This window comes from Paraburkholderia sp. D15, assembly GCF_029910215.1.
Classification (GTDB): domain Bacteria; phylum Pseudomonadota; class Gammaproteobacteria; order Burkholderiales; family Burkholderiaceae; genus Paraburkholderia.
Map to the genome: position 1 here is coordinate 325226 of NZ_CP110396.1, position 17595 is coordinate 342820.

The 17595-nt window shown below is 62.1% G+C and carries 31 protein-coding genes and 2 tRNA genes; 30 read left to right on the top strand and 3 right to left on the bottom strand.

Annotated elements, in window-relative coordinates; translation table 11 throughout:
- Positions 1-46 precede the first annotated feature (46 nt).
- Genes LFL96_RS21045 through LFL96_RS21100 form a run of 12 tightly spaced genes read left to right on the top strand, consistent with a single transcriptional unit; the run spans position 47 to position 5514 of the window.
- Positions 47-871 carry a hypothetical protein gene (locus LFL96_RS21045; protein ID WP_281002639.1) on the top strand — a complete coding sequence of 275 codons (825 nt, stop codon included), beginning with the start codon at positions 47-49 and terminating at the stop codon, positions 869-871.
- Positions 868-1515 carry a DUF6475 domain-containing protein gene (locus LFL96_RS21050; RefSeq protein WP_281002640.1) on the top strand — a complete coding sequence of 216 codons (648 nt, stop codon included), beginning with the start codon at positions 868-870 and terminating at the stop codon, positions 1513-1515. The genes LFL96_RS21045 and LFL96_RS21050 overlap by 4 nt, the downstream gene beginning before the upstream one ends.
- On the top strand, positions 1512-1973 hold the full coding sequence (locus tag LFL96_RS21055; RefSeq protein WP_281002641.1) for a RusA family crossover junction endodeoxyribonuclease: 462 nt from the start codon (positions 1512-1514) through the stop codon (positions 1971-1973). The genes LFL96_RS21050 and LFL96_RS21055 overlap by 4 nt, the downstream gene beginning before the upstream one ends.
- Positions 1970-2533: a hypothetical protein gene (locus LFL96_RS21060; RefSeq protein ID WP_281002642.1), complete on the top strand. Its 564-nt coding sequence runs from the start codon at positions 1970-1972 to the stop codon at positions 2531-2533. Before LFL96_RS21055 ends, LFL96_RS21060 begins: the two co-directional genes overlap by 4 nt.
- Positions 2530-2694, top strand: coding sequence for a hypothetical protein (locus LFL96_RS21065; RefSeq protein ID WP_281002643.1), 165 nt, complete (start codon positions 2530-2532; stop codon positions 2692-2694). The genes LFL96_RS21060 and LFL96_RS21065 overlap by 4 nt, the downstream gene beginning before the upstream one ends.
- A gap of 3 nt (positions 2695-2697) precedes the next feature.
- On the top strand, positions 2698-3162 hold the full coding sequence (locus tag LFL96_RS21070) for a hypothetical protein (RefSeq protein WP_281002644.1): 465 nt from the start codon (positions 2698-2700) through the stop codon (positions 3160-3162).
- On the top strand, positions 3159-3680 hold the full coding sequence (locus tag LFL96_RS21075; protein WP_281002645.1) for a DUF1367 family protein: 522 nt from the start codon (positions 3159-3161) through the stop codon (positions 3678-3680). Before LFL96_RS21070 ends, LFL96_RS21075 begins: the two co-directional genes overlap by 4 nt.
- Positions 3677-4015 (top strand): nuclease domain-containing protein, encoded by a 339-nt coding sequence (locus LFL96_RS21080; protein WP_281002646.1) that lies wholly within the window; start codon positions 3677-3679, stop codon positions 4013-4015. The genes LFL96_RS21075 and LFL96_RS21080 overlap by 4 nt, the downstream gene beginning before the upstream one ends.
- A complete protein-coding gene (locus LFL96_RS21085) occupies positions 4012-4224 on the top strand; it encodes a hypothetical protein (RefSeq protein WP_281002647.1) in 213 nt (70 codons plus the stop codon). Before LFL96_RS21080 ends, LFL96_RS21085 begins: the two co-directional genes overlap by 4 nt.
- A 1-nt stretch (position 4225) precedes the next feature.
- Positions 4226-4597, top strand: coding sequence for a hypothetical protein (locus tag LFL96_RS21090; RefSeq protein ID WP_281002648.1), 372 nt, complete (start codon positions 4226-4228; stop codon positions 4595-4597).
- Positions 4594-4836, top strand: coding sequence for a hypothetical protein (locus LFL96_RS21095; RefSeq protein WP_281002649.1), 243 nt, complete (start codon positions 4594-4596; stop codon positions 4834-4836). Before LFL96_RS21090 ends, LFL96_RS21095 begins: the two co-directional genes overlap by 4 nt.
- 12 nt (positions 4837-4848) lie before the next feature.
- Entirely contained in the window at positions 4849-5514 is a 666-nt protein-coding gene (locus tag LFL96_RS21100) for a hypothetical protein (protein WP_281002650.1), read from the top strand.
- A 104-nt stretch (positions 5515-5618) separates the two neighbouring features.
- On the opposite strand, the gene LFL96_RS21105 is transcribed toward LFL96_RS21100, so the two are convergent.
- Positions 5619-5924, bottom strand: coding sequence for a hypothetical protein (locus LFL96_RS21105; protein ID WP_281002651.1), 306 nt, complete (start codon positions 5922-5924; stop codon positions 5619-5621).
- Positions 5925-6035: 111 nt separating this feature from the next.
- Here LFL96_RS21105 and LFL96_RS21110 point away from each other — a divergent pair, with 111 nt between their 5' ends.
- The gene (locus tag LFL96_RS21110) at positions 6036-6233 is read left to right on the top strand and encodes a hypothetical protein (RefSeq protein WP_281002652.1); all 198 of its coding nucleotides are present in this window, start codon (positions 6036-6038) and stop codon (positions 6231-6233) included.
- Positions 6234-6442: 209 nt separating this feature from the next.
- Here the strand turns inward: LFL96_RS21110 and LFL96_RS21115 are convergent, their stop codons facing one another.
- Positions 6443-6745 (bottom strand): HigA family addiction module antitoxin, encoded by a 303-nt coding sequence (locus LFL96_RS21115; protein ID WP_281002653.1) that lies wholly within the window; start codon positions 6743-6745, stop codon positions 6443-6445.
- A 39-nt stretch (positions 6746-6784) separates the two neighbouring features.
- A complete protein-coding gene (locus LFL96_RS21120; protein WP_281002654.1) occupies positions 6785-7063 on the bottom strand; it encodes a type II toxin-antitoxin system RelE/ParE family toxin in 279 nt (92 codons plus the stop codon).
- Positions 7064-7130: 67 nt separating this feature from the next.
- Between LFL96_RS21120 and LFL96_RS21125 the strand changes: the two genes are divergently transcribed.
- From LFL96_RS21125 to LFL96_RS21205, 17 genes are all read left to right on the top strand, one after another.
- Positions 7131-7206 (top strand) — tRNA-Met (locus LFL96_RS21125).
- A gap of 5 nt (positions 7207-7211) precedes the next feature.
- Positions 7212-7287: transfer RNA gene (locus LFL96_RS21130), tRNA-Gly, on the top strand.
- A gap of 288 nt (positions 7288-7575) precedes the next feature.
- The gene (locus tag LFL96_RS21135) at positions 7576-8076 is read left to right on the top strand and encodes an HGGxSTG domain-containing protein (RefSeq protein ID WP_281002655.1); all 501 of its coding nucleotides are present in this window, start codon (positions 7576-7578) and stop codon (positions 8074-8076) included.
- On the top strand, positions 8066-9325 hold the full coding sequence (locus LFL96_RS21140; protein ID WP_281002656.1) for a phage terminase large subunit: 1260 nt from the start codon (positions 8066-8068) through the stop codon (positions 9323-9325). The genes LFL96_RS21135 and LFL96_RS21140 overlap by 11 nt, the downstream gene beginning before the upstream one ends.
- A gap of 40 nt (positions 9326-9365) precedes the next feature.
- The gene (locus LFL96_RS21145) at positions 9366-10715 is read left to right on the top strand and encodes a phage portal protein (protein ID WP_281002657.1); all 1350 of its coding nucleotides are present in this window, start codon (positions 9366-9368) and stop codon (positions 10713-10715) included.
- A gap of 67 nt (positions 10716-10782) precedes the next feature.
- Positions 10783-11088, top strand: a complete 306-nt coding sequence (locus LFL96_RS21150; RefSeq protein WP_281002658.1) for a hypothetical protein — start codon at positions 10783-10785, stop codon at positions 11086-11088.
- A 62-nt stretch (positions 11089-11150) separates the two neighbouring features.
- A complete protein-coding gene (locus LFL96_RS21155) occupies positions 11151-11360 on the top strand; it encodes a hypothetical protein (protein WP_281002659.1) in 210 nt (69 codons plus the stop codon).
- Between the two features lie 55 nt (positions 11361-11415).
- The gene (locus tag LFL96_RS21160) at positions 11416-11667 is read left to right on the top strand and encodes a hypothetical protein (protein WP_281002660.1); all 252 of its coding nucleotides are present in this window, start codon (positions 11416-11418) and stop codon (positions 11665-11667) included.
- Positions 11668-11679: 12 nt separating this feature from the next.
- The gene (locus LFL96_RS21165) at positions 11680-13086 is read left to right on the top strand and encodes a DUF6582 domain-containing protein (RefSeq protein ID WP_281002661.1); all 1407 of its coding nucleotides are present in this window, start codon (positions 11680-11682) and stop codon (positions 13084-13086) included.
- Between the two features lie 45 nt (positions 13087-13131).
- The gene (locus tag LFL96_RS21170) at positions 13132-14187 is read left to right on the top strand and encodes a hypothetical protein (RefSeq protein ID WP_281002662.1); all 1056 of its coding nucleotides are present in this window, start codon (positions 13132-13134) and stop codon (positions 14185-14187) included.
- A 101-nt stretch (positions 14188-14288) separates the two neighbouring features.
- Entirely contained in the window at positions 14289-14573 is a 285-nt protein-coding gene (locus tag LFL96_RS21175; protein ID WP_281002663.1) for a hypothetical protein, read from the top strand.
- Positions 14570-14962 (top strand): hypothetical protein, encoded by a 393-nt coding sequence (locus LFL96_RS21180; RefSeq protein WP_281002664.1) that lies wholly within the window; start codon positions 14570-14572, stop codon positions 14960-14962. The genes LFL96_RS21175 and LFL96_RS21180 overlap by 4 nt, the downstream gene beginning before the upstream one ends.
- Positions 14963-15035: 73 nt before the next feature.
- A complete protein-coding gene (locus LFL96_RS21185; RefSeq protein ID WP_281002665.1) occupies positions 15036-15902 on the top strand; it encodes a hypothetical protein in 867 nt (288 codons plus the stop codon).
- Positions 15899-16252, top strand: a complete 354-nt coding sequence (locus tag LFL96_RS21190) for a hypothetical protein (protein WP_281002666.1) — start codon at positions 15899-15901, stop codon at positions 16250-16252. Before LFL96_RS21185 ends, LFL96_RS21190 begins: the two co-directional genes overlap by 4 nt.
- Positions 16252-17073 (top strand): hypothetical protein, encoded by an 822-nt coding sequence (locus tag LFL96_RS21195; RefSeq protein ID WP_281002667.1) that lies wholly within the window; start codon positions 16252-16254, stop codon positions 17071-17073. The genes LFL96_RS21190 and LFL96_RS21195 overlap by 1 nt, the downstream gene beginning before the upstream one ends.
- Positions 17074-17080: 7 nt before the next feature.
- Positions 17081-17284 (top strand): hypothetical protein, encoded by a 204-nt coding sequence (locus tag LFL96_RS21200; RefSeq protein WP_281002668.1) that lies wholly within the window; start codon positions 17081-17083, stop codon positions 17282-17284.
- A 17-nt stretch (positions 17285-17301) separates the two neighbouring features.
- A complete protein-coding gene (locus LFL96_RS21205; RefSeq protein ID WP_281002669.1) occupies positions 17302-17523 on the top strand; it encodes a hypothetical protein in 222 nt (73 codons plus the stop codon).
- The last annotated feature ends 72 nt before the right edge of the window (positions 17524-17595 follow it).

The window sequence follows — 17595 nt, forward strand, 5'->3', positions numbered from 1 at the left end:
GAAAACCAATAACCCACGGGTAACCCATGGGTTTTAAGGCAAGAATGTGATCGTTGATCCTGATTTTGTTGATCACTGGAGAACGCGGATGCTCGTCGGCCTACTCGGTCAGGACGAGATGGCACCCATTTACGTGCTTCGCCTGTGGGCGCATTGCCAGAACCGGCGAAAGTGGGTCTTTGACCTGCCGGCCGCAGGACTTCAGGGTATTTGCCACCATTCCGGCGACCCTCAGGCGTTCGAGTCCGCAATGGAGCAAAGCGGATTCACAAAACGAGCTGGCGGTGAAATCGAAGTTGTCGGGTGGGCAGAGTACAACGCCGCCCTGATAGCGGCCTGGAGTAACGGCAGCAAGGGTGGACGCCCGCGCAAGCTCAACAATGAGGATTCCTCTAAAACCCATGGGTTTCCCACGGGTAACCCACCGGTAACCCATGGGGTAACCGATAAGAGTAGAGAAGATAAGAGTAGAGAAGATACGTCAGTGGTAAACCGAGGTGAGAGCAACGCAAGTGCGTCTCCCAATCCTCCCGCTGCGCGGTCGGATCGCTCTCGCGCCACTCGGTTGCCCACGGACTGGGCACTCCCGAAGAAATGGGGCGAATGGGCGCTCAATGAGCGACCGGACTGGAATGCGGACATGGTCCGCAAGGTCGCGGATCAATTCCGCGATCACTGGCTTGCAGAAGGCGGAGCGAAGGCGCGCAAAGCCGACTGGGAAGCAACCTGGCGCAACTGGGTTCGTCGCGAGAAGTCCCTCAGCGGGGCGGCGAATGCCAAGACTGGTGCGACGCCAATAAACCGACAGGAAGCCCTTGAGGCTCGAAATCAACAGGTCGCCCAACGGTGGGCAAACGGAGGTCGATCATGATCGAAGAGGATCGCTCGGATTTCGGCACGCTCATGAGCGGCGTGTACGGGTTTTACGGAAAAGATGCGTCGGATTTCGCCCTCGATGTGTGGTGGCAGGCGATGTCCCCGTACGACTTCCCCGCCGTGAAGGAAGCTCTGAACAGGCACTGCGTGAACCCGGATTCAGGGCAGTTTCTTCCGAAACCGGCCGACGTCGTGAAGATGCTCGCCGGATCCACCCAAGATGCGGCGCTGGTTGCCTGGTCGAAAGTGGATCGCGCGGTGCGCGAGGTCGGAACCTACCGCAGCGTGGTGTTCGACGACGCTCTGATTCACCGGGTTGTGACCGACATGGGTGGCTGGGTAATGGTCGGTGGGAAAGGCGACGACGAATGGCCATTCGTGCGCAACGAGTTCGTCAACCGCTACCGCGGATACCGCATGCGCACCGAGGTTCCCGAATACCTGCCAGTGCTGATCGGTGTCTCCGAAGCCTCGAACCAACGGCACGGATTCCGCTCGGAGGGACCGATGCTGATTGGCGATTCTGAGGCGGCAAAGGCGGTCCTTGCCGGCGGCGGCGACAAACCGCTGATCGGTGTCACGCATCTGGACTCATCTTCGACAGCGCTGCTGATCGCGGCTGTTAGGGGGCATGCATGAAACAGATCGTGTTTTCGGTTCCTGGTACGCCAGTCGCCAAGGGTCGCGCGAAATCGAGTTCCCGCATCGACGTCGGCCAGAACGGTCAGCAGCGCGTCTTCACGCGCCATTACACGCCCGAGACCACCGTTAAGTACGAGAACCTGGTGCGGCTCGCCGCTCAGGAGGCGATGCGCGGCGCCGAACCGTTCGACAGGCCGGTCGAACTGACGGTCGCGATCTACCTGCCAATTCCGCAGAGCTGGTCGAAGAAGAAACAGGAGAAGGCGCGGACCGGCTTGATCGGAGCGACGAAAAAGCCGGACGCGGACAACGTTCTGAAGGCATTGAAAGATGGGATGAACGGCGTGGTCTACGTCGACGACGCGCGTATCACCGACGTGCTGCTGAAGAAGCGATACGCGCTCTCGCCGCGCGTCGACGTGGTGGCGCGCCAACTTGAACAGGAGGCAGCGTGAGCAAACCGTGGACAACGAAGGAAGAGGCGAACGTGCGCGCCGTGCATGCGAGTGGCATGCCGTACGCTCAGATGATGCATCTCTGGCCTGATCGAACGCCGCAGGCTGTTAGCTGTCACGCAAGCGAAATGGGACTTGGCCAGCGCCCTGTGCCGCTTCGGCGCGACTTTTCGCATCTTCTCCCGCTCGTACTCGCGGAACTGGAGAAGAAACCCGCGCGCGCGTACGACGTTGCGGATCGGGTGGGCGCGTGCCGCGAATGGATTGGCCGCCTCCTGCGCAGCAACCTCGAATCCGACGATCCGAAGGTCCAGGTTGTGCGGTGGACGCGATCCGGAAATGTTGGTCCGTGGAGCGAGGTCTGGGCTCTGGGTGCTGGTGAAATCGTTGCGAAACCAGTGCCGCTCTCGCGAGTCCAGCGCAAACAACTCACGAGGATGGCCGAGAACGCCGCGCAAGCAAGTCCGTTCGCTGTGGCTGCGGGCCTCGCGACCGTGCCGGTCGATCGCCGGGGGCGCGTCGTGCGCAACCTGCTGGATGACGACCGGGCGGCCGCATGAACTCCCACGATCCCATCATTCGCGACCAGGCCAAGGTCATCCGTGAGCAGGCCGAGCAGAAGCCTGCGCCGCGTAAGGAAACGCCGCGGGAGGGCCGCTACCGCGTCGAGCGCGAGCGCGCCGCGGCTGACCTGAAGCGCAATCCGCACAAGGGGTACTGAATCGTGAACGTGCAAATCGGCAACTGGTTCATTGCGCGCGTCACGCGGCGGCGTCCGGACTTCATCATCGGCGGTGCGGATGCCCCTTATTTGCGCCGCTGGTGGACGATCCCACGCAATCGCTTTCTGAACGCGTACCTGCACCACTTCCTGCGGTCGGACGACGATCGGGCGCGCCACACGCATCCGTGGTTGTGGAAGTTGAGCATCCTGTTGCGCGGCCGGTACCGAGAGTGGTACAGCGACGGCCCGCACGATTTTGTCGACCGCGAGGCTGGCACCATCAAGTTCCGCTGGGGCGCGGCCGCGCATCGTATCGAACTGATCGATGGCCCCTGCTGGACGCTCTTCCTCACGGGGCCGCGCGTGCGCGAATGGGGCTTTCTCTGCCCCAGCCGGTTCGTTCACTGGCGCGAGTTCACTGCGCCGACCGACGCCGGCGAGATCGGTTCAGGATGCGGCGAATGAGCGAAATCACGTTGGTGAAACGCAGCGACCTGCAACTCAGCGACGAGCAGCGCGCCACGCTGCGCCTTGCTCTCTTCGAGATGATCGACGGGCTGGCCGAGTCCGACCAGAAGTCTTGGCGTCGGTTCTGGAACTGGATCACGCGCGCCGGTGTCGGCGAGATGTTCAGCATTGAGACGTGGACGGCGCGGCATGGGGGCTTTCACCGCCGACACATGAAAATCGAAGTGGCTGTCTTCAAGTGTCAGGAGCGGATCCGGTCGTTCGAGCAATTTCGGACCTGGCTGAAGATTGGTGCCGGTTTCGTCGACTGGATGGCCGGCCCTCGCGGCGGGGTCGTGCCGGTGCCGCGATCGATCAGCTATCGAAAGTGCGACGAGGACACGATGCGCCAGTTCCACGACGACGCGATCGCATTTCTGCGCAGTGAGCACGCGACGCGCTATCTCTGGCCGCACCTCGACGCCGAGGGTGGCGAACGAATGATCGAGGCGATCTTCGCGGAGTTCGACGAATGACCGCGCGCCTCGTGTTCCCGAAAACCCTCACCTACCGCAATCAGAAGATCCGCGACTCGGCGCGCGACGAAGACTGCCTTGTCCGCCTACCAGGCGCGTGCCTGTGCGATCCGGCCGCGACGATCTGGAGTCACTACCGTGGCGCCGCCGGCGGCAAAGGTGGCGCGTTGAAGGCGGACGACCTTTGCGGCGCGTACGCGTGTACGGCATGCGATGCGGTGTACGACGGCCAGCGCCCGCCGCCGCGCGGCATGACCTACGCCGAAGTCGTTGTCGCGTGGCACGAGGGGCACATCCGTTCAATCGTCAGGTTGCACGCCAAAGGAGTCATATGAACCAGGATACGAACCGCGAAGATCGCGTCGAGCACACACAGCCTGCCGATGATGGCGTCGCCGCTTTCTCCTTCGATGTGATGGCCGCATTGATCGATCGTCAATGTGCAGCGACATTCGCCGTTACGCCTCGGATGCAGGGCAGAAGCATTTGCGGAAGTTGCGGCGCAGCGACCGATCCCTACGGCAACCTTCCTTGCGGGCACTGACATGCTGAACTGGCTGAAGTGGAAGATCGCCGGCCGCGAGCTCGCTGAACTTGAACGGTGGCGTTTCGAGTGTGCGCAAGCGCGGCGGTGGCTCGTCGGGTTTCCGGAGACTTCCGTTGCTCTCGACTGGCTTTCCAAGGTCGCTGAAGGGAAACCTGCCGGCAGGCTAGAGCATGTCCGCAGCAAGATGGACTGCCTGCGCGCGACCGATATAACAAGGAGCGCGGCAAGCCCGATTTGGGCACCCCTGCGTATGAAGGCGGTTGCCACCCAGCAGCCGGTTCTGGAGCCGACGTTCTACGACGTCGGCATCGCGACGGAACGCGGCATCGAATACCGATTCCTCGGCGTCACGGGAGAGGAAGACGCTTGAGCAAGAACTGGCCATCTGCCGACGATCCTGTGATCGTCCTGCAGCGCAAGCAGCGCGCGTGCTGCCACGGTTGCCGGTTTGTCGAACAGGACCGCACGCCAGGATTCGAGAAGTTCACCTGCAGGAAGGGCATGCGCAAGGCAGTAGGTGATCTGTACGACACCGAGCGGTGCCCGAAGTACTCCGTAATTGAAGTCGCCACTCCGGTGGCAAAGCAGCGCAAAGCGCCCGCCCACTAAAGCGAGAACCATATGGACGCAATTTTCGAAAGCACGCAGCAAGCACTACACGTCGGCTTTTTGGTGGTCTCGCTTCCGCCGCGCCAGAAGAACACGTTTCGGCTCGCGCTGATCCAGATCCTCGAATCGATCGGCACACTCAGCCGGCGACAGGCCGAGTTTCTTGACTATCTGCACGGGTCTCGGTCCGGCATGATCGACTTCGACGGGTTGACGGGCGACGAGATCCGCGCCCAGTGCGCGATGGTGGTTGCCGCGGCGCGCGACCAGTTGCCGCCACCCGAGCGGTACGCAACCTGGATCAGGTACGCGCGCGGCATCCCTGCGCGGCCGAAGTCCGCCGACTTCGCGGCCGACCCCGGCATCCCGCCGTCAATGGAATGGAAGCGCGGCGTGTTCGGCATGGCGGCCTATCTGCGCCCCACTCTGAACATTTCGAACCGCGACGCGATCATGGCGCTGATCGCGGCGCACGCCTTCCCGCACCAGCGCGAGCGTGACTTCTCCTACGCCAGCATCTCGAAGGACTGCAGCATCCCGGTGCGCACCTTGGAGCGCGCGGCGTTCACGATTCGCAAGCGAATGCGCGGGCTGGAAGATCAGGCCGTGCAACGGTTGAAGCCGCTGTTTCAGCGAGACGGCTTGGTGGAGATCGAAGAACCTGAATTGATATCGTAAATAGTGCTTGCGAAGTTGGCGGATTAGGTTCAGAATTTCGCCAGATTCGAAAAGTGTCACCAAGAAAGCCCTGCCCGGTTCGCCGCGCGGGGCTTTTGCGTTTTTCACGCTGTCGACTTAGCTTTTTTCAAGCCTCCAACATAAATACCGCTCGACTGAGTAACAACGACACCTCCTCGTTTTTTAATCGCATTTACCGCCGAACGGCCTTTGTCATAGACGTCTTTCCTCGTGAAATCACCGTTGATTAAGTACTCGGCGCGAGGCAGTTGATAAGTGTGCTCCGTATCGTCGTCCAGGTTTACAACTATGGTTCTTTTGAAGCCGCGTTTGGCCATTTGCTCGTGAAGGTCTTCGTAATCGGCATCTTCGGAATCGTAAAGCTCTACGCGGGTCAAAAATTGTGTCATTTTTCCGGTCCTATTTTTCGTGTGGTTGACGGCGCTGGCCCTCCAGCGCCTCACGCGGAAATATGGGCCTTCGAACTCTTCTCAAGTCTGTCGTAAACCCTGGATGTCCTTATGGACGATCTGTCGGAAAGCCAGCGCGCCATGCTGTTTGAATGGACGCGCAGCGCGATCGACGCGGCCGCGTATGCAGGCTTGATTGTGCCGCCGTGGCGACCGACGGAACACGCGTATGGCGTGCTGCATGGTTATTACACCGCCGGCTTGACGCCCGATGAGGCCGCGCAGGCGATGTTTGGCACGCACCACTAAGTTTCGCCAGTCACGCGGCGGCCGGCGCCGCAGATCACACCCGGACTGGCACCCTGAACGAAACCGCAGACTGCCGGCACGGCTGGCCAAGCGCGCCCGAGCGGCGAACGGGTTGGCGGTTTCCTTGAGGGTGAAGCATCACCGGCCGCGCGCCGCGATAGCGGGCCACAGCGCCATGCGGGCTGGTCGCATTAGCCTTCAACCACCAATCATGCCGCGACGGCGTGCTGCTTGATCTCGGCGAGCTTTTCCTCGCCGATCTTGTCGCGCGCCATCTCGGTGTCGTAATGCGTCTGGAGGCTCATCCAGCTCTGCGGGTCCGTACCGAAGTACGCGGCAAGGCGCACGGCGGTATCGGCCGTGATCGAGCGTTCGCCCTTGACGATTTCGTTGATGCGGCGCGCCGGTACGTCGATCGCCTTCGCGAGCGCGTACTGGGTGATGCCCATAGGTTCGAGCCAATCCAACGCGAGGATTTCTCCCGGCGTGGCCAGCGGAATTTCACGTGCCATTTTTCTCACTCCATTGAGAACAAAACAGGAACTACCACCTCAGTGGTAGTCCACGATCTCTACGTTCGTTGCGTTTCCGTTTTCGAACCGGAAGCAGATGCGCCACTGGTCGTTGATCCGGATGCTGTACTGACCGGCGCGGTCGCCCTTCAGCAACTCCAGCCGGTTCGCCGGCGGTACGCGGAGAAAGTCCAGCGTCGCCGCAGCATGCAGTTGTTGCAGCTTGCGCGTCGCCACCTTTTCGATATTTGCGAACCGCGCGACGCGGGTGCCCTTGAACAGGGTTTCAGTGTCGCGGTCGTTGAATGAAGAGATCATGTGAAAGATAGTAACGCATTGCGTTATTAACGTCAAGCGTTATTATGCAACGCGCTCGTTTTACAGTTGCGGGTGTACGCCACCGGTAGACCGTCGGGCTCATAACCCGAATGCACGCGGTTCGATTCCGCGCCCCGCAACCACACATGCGAACTTAGCTCAGTTGGTAGAGTCGGTGCCTTCCAAGCACTCGGTCGTCGGTCCGAATCCGACAGTTCGCTCCAGCGTCTCCTCCCGACGTCCCTTCGTCGAGATTCGCCCGGCCTCGCGCCGGGCTCTTTGTATTGAACGGGTAGGCCGTGAGAGCCCTGACATCCGCGGCAGTCGGCCGACAGAACGTAAGCCCACCTCCTTTGCCGGCGCAATGCCGGATTTCAAGCGGCGCTGGGCGGCTGGCACCATTGTTTTGAGTGAATTTTTCTCCGCACCCGCGCCCCTGAGAGCAACAAAACACTCAGTCTCCACGCTCAAACGCTGGTTTTGCGGAAATAACCCTATGAACGAGGCCGCACATGGCGAAAGCTTGTGGGGCGAAGACTCGCTCGGGTGAGCCGTGCAAGCGCGCCCCGATGGAAGGAAAGCGGCGGTGCAAGTTGCACGGCGGAGCCAGTACGGGGCCGGCCAAGGGCAGCAGGAACGCTGCGAAGCCGGGGTCGCTGTACAGCAAGTTCCTGTCGCCCGACGAGCGCCGTATCGCGGCGTCGCTGTCGCTGGGCAGCGTTGACGAAGAGCTGCGCCTGACGCGCATCCGCCTGATGCGTGCGCTACGGCTCGAAGAGGAGCGCGGCGACACGGCGGAGCTTGATAGCGAGGTCGAGCGCGAAGGCGCCGAGAAGGTCACCGCAAAGTCGGAGAAGCACTACAAGGTGCGTGATTACGCAGGTTTGATCGATCGGCTGACGGCGCGCGTCGCCATGCTGGAGAAGACGCGCAAGGATCTCGCGGAAGGGAACGAAGAGCCACCGGAGTCCATCCGCATCACGGTGCGACGGGCGGTCAAAGATGACGCGTGAACTCGACGTCGATCTGACGCTCACGGAGCCGCAAGAACGGTTCGTATTCTCCGAAGCGCAGTTTCCTGCTTTCGTGGGCGGTTTCGGTGCAGGAAAATCGGATGCGCTCGTCACGCGCCTGATGATCAAGAAGTTGCTGTACCCGCAGTTCAACGTGGGCTATTTCGCGCCGACGTACGACCTGATCAGTCTCATCGCGTGGCCGAAGTTCGAAGAGCGGCTGGATGCGATGAAGATCCGGCACAAGCTGAACAAGGCGGACAAGGAACTGAAGGTCGGTACCGGCGGCAGTTGCATCTTCCGCACGCTCGACGATCCGAACCGAATCGTCGGGTTTGAGATTTCCGACGGCGGCATCGACGAGTTCGACACGCTCGAACAGAAAAAGGCCGCCAATGCCTGGCGCAAATGCCTCGCGCGTTGCCGCAAGAAAAAGCCCGACGGCGAGAAGAACACACTGGCCATCGCCACGACCCCGGAAGGTTTCCGGTTTGTCTACGAAACGTGGGAGAAAGCGCCGAAGACTGGGTACACGCTGTATCGCGCGCCCACGTCGAGCAATCCGTTTCTGCCGGACGGCTACATTGATCAGTTGCGCGAAATCTACCCGGCGAATCTGCTGGACGCGTATCTGGAAGGACTGTTCGTCAACCTGACGAGCGGCGCGGTATATCCAGAGTTCAGTCGGCACCTGAATCACGTTGAGACGTTCGCGATGCCGGGCGAGCCGTTGCACATCGGCATCGATTTCAACGTCTACAACTGCACGGCGATCATCTGCGTCACGCGGTTTGATCAGCCGATCGTCGTCGGCGAACTGACCGGCGTTCGCGACACGCCGACGCTTGCGCAGATGTTGACCGAGCGCTTCGCAGGCCATCACATCTCGGTTTATCCGGACGCAAGTGGTCAAGGGCACAAGTCGATCAACGCATCGCTGTCAGACCTGCAGATCCTGCGCGACCATGGCTTCACGGTTTGCGCGCATCCGACCAATCCGGCGGTCCGCGACCGGGTGAATTCCGTGAACGGCCTAGTCCTGAGTGGGACTGGCCACCGTGCGCTGCAGGTGAATACGCAACTAGCACCGGTGCTGACCGAGTGTCTTGAGCAACAGGTCTACGACAAAAACGGCGAGCCGGACAAGACCGCTGGCAAGGATCACTGTCCGGACGCCCTTGGGTACTTCATAACCTATCGATGGCCGGTCGTGCGTAACGCATTCGCGTTCGCGTCGATTTCGAAATGAGCCTTCGCGCGCCAGCGCTCACGGCCGCAACGGACCTTCCATGGATCACACGAAGCTGCATCAGCGACCGCCGCCTTCGCGCTGGACGCGAATCAAGCGCGCGGTGACTGGCGCAGTGCGCGCGCTCACCGCCGGCCGCCCGCGACACGAACCGCATCGCGTGACATCGCAGTACGCGCGCATGCGCCAGGTAGGTTCGTGGAACCTGCGCGATTCGCGCCCGATGATCAAGCCGGTGCCGGCGAACCTGCGGTATTTTTCCCGCACGCCGTATGCCACGCGCGCTATCCAGTTCTATACGCGCTCGATCTGCTCGCTCGAATGGGCGGTGAAGGTCAAAAAGGACATCGCAGAGAACAGCGAGATCAAGCGGCAGATCGACGTCACGTCGGCGTGCCTGTTCAGCCCCAATCACGAAGACTCGTTCGATTCCTTGCTGCAGCAGGTCATTGAAGACCTGCTCGTGTGCGGCGCCGGGGCGATCGAGCAGCAGGTCGGCGGCGACAAGCTTCGGCCGCTCTGGCTGTGGCCAGTCGATGCATTGTCGATCCAGATCTACGCAGACTGGGATGGCAGCGAGTCGATGGCGCGCTACTGCCAGACGTTCGGCTTCGGCAATGTCGGCGTGGCGCAGGGCCGCGACCTGCTTAATCGCGAGCTGGTGTACATCCGCGATCGCATCACCACCGACTCGCCATTCGCGTTCGGCGCGCTCGAGGTGGCGTTCCAGTCGATCAACCGCCTGCTCGGGGTCTCCGAGTATGCGGGCGACGTTGCGGCGAACGCTCATCCGCAGAACCTGATCTTCATGCAGGGCGCGGATCAGACGACGATTGAGGCCTTCCGCGGCTACTGGCGCAACGACATTGAAGGCCAGGGCCAAACGCCTGTCGTCGGTGGTGCTGATGCAAAGGTGCTCACGCTGCGCGGCACCGACGATGACGCCCTCTTCCTGAAGTACCAGGAGTTTGTCATCCGCGAGATCGCGGTGGCGTTCGGTATCAGCCCGCAGAACCTCGGCGTCGAGCAGAACATCAATCGCAACAACGGCGAGGTGGCGGAGGACCGTGACTGGGATCTGTCGATCAAGCCTGTCGCGAAGACGATCTGCGCGTACATCAACCGCGAGGTCATCTGGGGGCGGCTCGGCTACAGCAACATCGAACTGACGCCCGGCGGTCTCGACCGCGAAGACGAGAAGGCCACGGCTGAGATCTACCAGCTCGAATACAAGAACAACGCGATCACGCCGAACGAATACCGCGCGCGCCGAAATCTGCCGCCACTCGAAAGCCGGTTCGGCGACATGATCAGCGCCGACGCGCAGATCGCTATCGAGGCGGCAAAGGGCGCGAAGACCGCCAATCCGGCGCTCACCAGCATCGAATAGCAGGCCGAACGCCTGTTCATCGCCGCAAGGCATCCATCTGGGCGTTCGCCCGACACAGGAGTACTTCATGGGTCAACCCGTACATACCGTCGAAGTGCCGGACGGCTTTCAACTCGCGCAACCGGATCGACTGTTGGTAGGCAATCTGCCGAATCAGGCCAACGCCGCAGGCAGCGGCGCTGGCGCGACGGTCGTCATCCCTTTCACGGGCCTGAAGCTGCCCGCGACATACAGCGTGCTGGGTTGCATGAGTCAGGCGGGCGACCTGAGCGTCGGCAACAAGACACAAACCGGCTTCACGGTGACGCTGACGCCCTCAGCATCGACCGTAACGCTCGCCGCAGGCACGTTCGACCTTCTCATCGTCGCCTGATCTCGTTTTCGCGCCCTGTGCGCGACCTTTCGCAGTTCCATTTCCACGCATAGGAGAACGCCATGGGCGTCCGTACCAACCTGCTCGGTATCACTCCGCTCGCGGCTGAAACCCAGACGTGCGCGAATAACGGCCAGGACCTTCCCGGCATGCTGAACTTCGCCGCCGAGAAAGTCGCCGATGCGATTCAGGTGCTCAACGCGATCGCCGACTTCCTGCCGGCCGGGTCGAACCTGACCGCGATCAACTCGGCGATCACGTCGCTGACCTGATCCACCCGATTCACCCCGCTATCGCCCGGCACCGGCCGGGCGCGCAGGAGTTCGCATGTCTGAAAACCAGAAACAGGCACCCAAAGCCGGCGCCGCGAAAGGCAGTGAAAAAGCCCCGAGCCTCTACAAGGAACTCGAGGCGATGTCGGATGCGGCTCTTTCGACTGGCGACCTCGCGTGTCATGCCGCGCTGCATTCGGTTGTCGTCGCGCTCGCCGGCGCGAAGTTCGCCGCGTCGCAAGCAGAGCACGTCGGCAAGCCGTCCGAAGAAGCGCTGGTGCTGCTCGAGCGCGTGAAGGCGCTGTAAGGGGACTCGAAGATGCCGCTCTCGAAAGAGGAACGCGACGCACTGCCGCCGGCGCACTTTGCTGTGCCCGGCAAGCGGAAACTGCCGATCAACGACGACACGCACACGCGTCTCGCCTGGGATCAGGTAGACCGCACGCAGGGCCTCGCAGAAGCCGAGCGCTCGGAAGCGCGTGCCCGGATTCTGCGCCGCGCGAAGGAACTCGGCATCGACACTTCCGATTGGGACAAGACCGTGCACGCGGCGGCAATAACGCTGTGGGGCATGTCGCTCAACGTCCCGGAAGTCGCAAACCATCCGAACCGCATGCCGTTCTCCGGCGTGCTCACGTTCGTGAACCAGCCGTCTGACCTGCCGCCTGGCGGATCGGGCGGCAAGCGCACCTACCTGCCGAAGGACGTCGCTGAGAAGGCCCTCGAAAGCCTGCTCGGCATGGCGGTGGACTTTTCAGACGACCTGAGCGCCCACAACGTCACCCAGAAGATCGGTGTGATCACGGGCGCTGAGATCGTCGGCGAAGAGGTGCGGATTGAAGGCTTTTTCTACGCTGCGGACTTTCCGCAGGTTTGCACCAAGATTCAGGACGAGAAAGAGGACTTGGGCTTCAGCTACGAAGTCCGGGCTCAAACTCGTCCGATGGGCGACCTGCTTCAGATTGTGAGCTGCGTGTTCACCGGCGCTGCCGTCCTCTACAAGGACAAGGCTGCCTACCAGTCAACATCATTGGCCGCACAGGCTGAACAGGGAATCGATATGGACCCGAAGGAATTGCAGGAACTGCTCGCCAACGCTCTCAAGCCGCTGGCGACGCAACTGGAAGGCGTGACGAAGGAAGTCGCGACGCTGAAGGCATCCAGCGAACAGGCGATCCAAGCCAACCGGGAGACGCGCGACCGCGTCGCGCCGCACACCACCGCCCTGCGCAACTGCGCTGCCGCGATGGAAGCCGCCGGCATGGGTCTGGACAGCCACCGCGGTCACGTGAAGGTTCTGCACCATATGGCCGCTTCGATGGAAGCGGACGCCGCCGCCGGCAAGGTGCCGCACATCTTCCGAGACCACGACTGGGGCTTCGCGGCTTCGGCCGAAACGCAAAAGCCGGCTACCGAGGCCGCTCCGGCGCTCGACGCGAACAACCCCGTCATCAAGGGCATCACGGACACGCTTTCCGGTCTCAGCACGCAACTGACCGACCTGAAGGCCGCTGCGTTCAAGGCTGCTGAAGCGCCCGCGCGCAGGACGCTTTCGTCCGACGTCATGACGCTGCTCGCCAAGGGCGGCATTAAGGTCGAGGACACGAAGGAAGGTCTGACCGAAGGGCAGATCGACACGATGCTGGAAGCGGCGGGTGTGACGGGCATCTCGGCCCGGATCGCTGCCAAGCAGCAGATCGCCCAGGCCGGCCTGCTGCGCAAGTAAGCGACGCGCCAACGCACCTCACATCCAGACTTCACAGGAAAAGCCATGACTATCATTGCACGCGCCGCTTCCGCTTCGGAAGATCCGGCGCTGATCGCGCTCGGCAACACGCTGGGCGCTAGCAGCCAGGGAATGCACGCTTTGTCGGCCGCCGCCGACTACAGCGGGCCTGGCGCTCTCGAAGTGCCGGTGTTCGAGCGCGAAATCGTCGACATCATCCGTCGCGAATCGCCGATGCTGGCCATCACGTCGCATGTGCCCGCGACCGGCCACCCGCACCGCTACTTCGAACAGGTCGCGATCGCGGCCGCCACGGCCAACGATCCGCGAAACCTCGCGGCCACGCCGTCTGGTCCGACGCGCGTCGAACGCGCCGCGTTCATCAAAGCGAGCGTCGCACAATCGAACCTGTCGCTGTTCGACCGCGACGTGACCGAGCAGCAGGGCCAGTTCGCTTCGCTGCAGGCGAAGGACGTCGAAGACATCATCACGGCGATCATCATCCTGCGCGCGAACATGTACTGGGCCGGCACGGATACGTCGCTGCTCGTCCCGACGACGCTTCAATGGGTCGGCGGTCTCGAACAGATCACGCAACAGGCCACGATTCCGTACGGCTCGTCGATCATCGACGGTCTGAAGACGATGGTCGCCACGATGATGGCGAACAAAACCTTCAAGCCGAAGCCCACGGCGATCGCGATGAACCCGCTGCTCATCGACAAGATCGAGAAGGAAGCGAAGGCGTCGCACATCGAACTGAAGACGAAGGAGATCGTCGTCGGCGTCACCGTGAAGTATCTGGCCACCCAGGCCGGCGACCTGCCGCTGATCCCGGATCCGTTCATGCCGACCGATTCGACCGGCAAGTACGGCTTCGCCAACCCGGGGTCGGGCTTCAACAACTACTACGCGGCGATCCTGACGATGCCGATGGTGGAAATCCCGTACATCGGCAAGGGCACCGACGGCAAGCCGCGCATCTTCCAACTCGGCCTGACCGGCAATCTGGCTGGCCAGTTCGTGGGCGTCCAGTTCGACGCGATCATCTTCAAGGGCTATTCGTACGCCCACGCGGTCGTCGCGGTGGTCAGCAACTAAGCCTGCACACAGTCGTAACGCGCCGTCTTCGGGCGGCATTGAGCAGAGGGCATCGGTTCGCGCCGATGCCCTTTTTCTTTTCACCAACCCAAAGGATAGACATGCGGCTTTTTCTAACCACCGGCAAGCGCGACCACCTCGTCATCTGCCAGCCCGGCCTCGAATTTCCGACGTCGGACTTCCTCGCGGACGATGGTCACCCGCTGACATTCAAGGTTCAGTTCACGGACGGCGAAGCGCGCGGCGTGCCGAGCAATCTTGGCGAGTACCTGATCGACAAGGGCGTCGCACAGCGCACTCCGATCATTGCTGACCTCGCGATGGCGCAGCGGCTCGAAGTGCATGACGAACGCGTGCGCACGCACATCATGTTGACCTCGCAATGACCCAACGAAACGATCTTTCCGGTGCCGGCGGCGAACTGGGCCCGGCGCTGCAGTGCTTACAGACCCCCACGCAACTCGGCCTGACCGGCACAGTTCCGTCCGCCGGCAACCTGATAGGCACCACGCTTGTTTCGAATGGCTGGAAACTGTTCTCCGTTGGCCTGAAGAGCACACAGGCTGGTCAGATCAGCATCCAGCGCTTCCTCGATCTAGCGGGCGCCGTGCCGCAGGGTGCCGCAGTCACGGCAACCATCACCGCGAACACGGCAGCTTACGCGACAGTCGGCACCGACGGCCTGCCGTTCGCGAGCGTGCAGGTGACTGTATCGAACACAGGCGGCGCGGCCGCGACGCTGTCCAACGTGCAGGGCCTCTTCCAGGCGTCGTGATATGCCATCTTCCTACCTGAGCAGCGGCGACTTTTCGACGTATGGATTGCCGAGTGGCACGACGCCGGCACAGGTGACGACGGCATCGACGCTGATCGATCTGTACCTGAAACGCCCGGAAGGATTGGTCTGGATGCCTGACGGCACGGGCGCGCCCGCGTGGATGGCAGCGCTTTCGCCCAGTATCACCTACCAGTGTGCTGGTCCTATTGCACCCGGCCAGAATGTCGTGGTCGAGTTGACCGGCGGCGTCGCGACAATCCAGATTGGCGACGTGCTGATCCTCGATCGCACGAGCAGCGGCATTGCCGAGCCGGTCGTGGTTGTGTCGTTCGGCAACGGCTTGCAGTCCGTTGCCGGCGTGACGCCACCGGTGCAGGTCACGCTACAGAATGTGGTGTTCAACCATCCCGGGCCCTGCACCCTCGACGCCGGCATGACCATCAAGCAGCACAAGTTCATGCCCGACGGTCGCCCGGTCACGAATCTGGCCTTCACGCCGATCGCTCGGCTTCTGGCGGGGCAAGGTCGTTATGGCTATGGCAGACGCGGTGAGTCATCGCGCTACCAGGTCGACGAGTTCAACCTGCAGGCATCGCTCTCGCATTTCGGCGGCCCGCCGGTGTGGGAGTTTTTCCCGATCATCAATACCGGTGTCGATTTCGCAACTGGCATGGTGTGGGTGCCGGCGGGCGTGATGCTCGCGTACTACAGCGAAATCAACCTCTGGTACGTCGCGGGCTATCCGGCGTCCGGCTTGCCGTCCGCAGTCAAGGCTGCCTGCGCGAACATCATCATGGCGCAGGGGATGGTGCCGCAGATGGGTGCTGTGAAAACATACAAGGCTGGCGACACCGCGCTGGAGCGCTTCGCAGCGACCGTGATCGACGACGACACGAAGGCGCTGCTGGCGCCGTATCTTGCAAAGTCCTGGGCATGAGCTTCATCTATCCCCGCACCATCTCGATCACGCGCCCCGCGCAAGACACTGCTGTCGGATACAGCTCGTCCTACAGTGGGGTCCAGCCATCGAACGAAACGCCGGTGGCGAGCGACCTGCCTGCGTCGATCCAGTTGAAGAAGGAGCGCGGCAAGCCGGACCCCAACCTGCCCGCCGACGCGGCGGCAAAGACGTTCTGGACGGTCTTCATACCGCTCGGGTCCGCGCCGCTCGGGCTCATCCGGACGAACGACATCGTCACGGACGACATCGGGAACCGCTACCAGATCACCGGCGCGTACTGGAATTCGCTAGGATATGCCGCACTAGCTGAACTTCTGGAGCCGTGATGGCTGATCTTTCCGACGTCCAAAATACTCTCGGCGCGCTCGCCGGCGCCGCGCTTTACCCGAGCGGTCCCTCTTCGCCCAGTGCCGTCAACATCGGCGTGGTGATTCGAAGCGGCTGGCCGGTTCCGGAACAGTTGAAGGCAATTCTCGCGGATGGCAACGCGATGATCAGCGTCTACCAGATGAGCGGGATGGGTCAGAACACGACCCGCTTTCTGGGGGATGACGATGCGCAGACCGCCGTACCCGTCGCCGATCTGACGTTGGGAATATACGGCTACCGCGTAACGGTGGGCGGCAGGATCAACCCCGGTGAGGCGGCGACGCTCACCGTCAACTACCAACCGTACAGCTATCAGGTCGCCGAGAACGACACCGTGAACACGATCGCCGCTGCGCTCGCCGCGCTAATCCCCGGCGCGTCTGCGAGCGGCTACGTGATCACGATCAACGGCGCGTTCGATATCAAATGCGCTGTTTCCGTGCCCGTCGTCACGCAGCAGGAAATTGGCCGCCAGACACAGGTTTTCATGCTGGTCATCTGGGCGCCGTCGCCGGCGGCGCGCGACGCGATCTGCAAGACGCTCGAGTTGGCATTCAAGCTACAACCCCGCATTCCCATGCCAGACAACACGTGGGCACGGCTGATTTACCGCGGCACCATCGAGCAGGACGGCAACGAGAAGCAGGGGATCTATCGCCGCAATCTGCTGTACGAGGTCGAGTACGTGCTGCTCTCGCCGACCACGTCGAATACGGTAACGAACTTCGGCGTGACCACCACGCCGACCAGCGGCTCGCCGCGAACCACCAATATCTGAGGCACATATGGCAAAGGTGCAACAAGCCGCAAAAGTCGATGCAACGCCCGAAGTCGGCAACGGGCCGGCCAGCACGCTGGCGCACTATCTTGTGGTCCGGCACGCGTTCGACGACTACCGCAAGGGCGACGCGATTCGCGCCGAGGCCGACATCATCGCCGTACTCGCCAGCGAGAACGCGCGCAACGTGCACAAGGTCATCGCGGAATGAAACAGGATCTCAACCGTTTGGCCGGCATGGCGCTTCGCAAAGCTGTCGAACGGCACGTCGATAAGGAAGCGACTCCGCAAGTCTGTCAGCGCATCAAGCGCGAATTCGTGCAGATTATGCGGGACGAATTCGGCGTCGACTGGAGCCGCTACGCGCGCCAGATCAGCGTGAGTTTCATCGACGGCAACAAGCCGAATTTGACGGTGCCGCCGCGTCTTCTGAAGCGAACCGTCCACTAACCGCAACCGCGACACCATCACTTAAACCGCCCTGTTGGGCGGTTTTTTTCGTTTACGGCCGCCTTCGGCGGC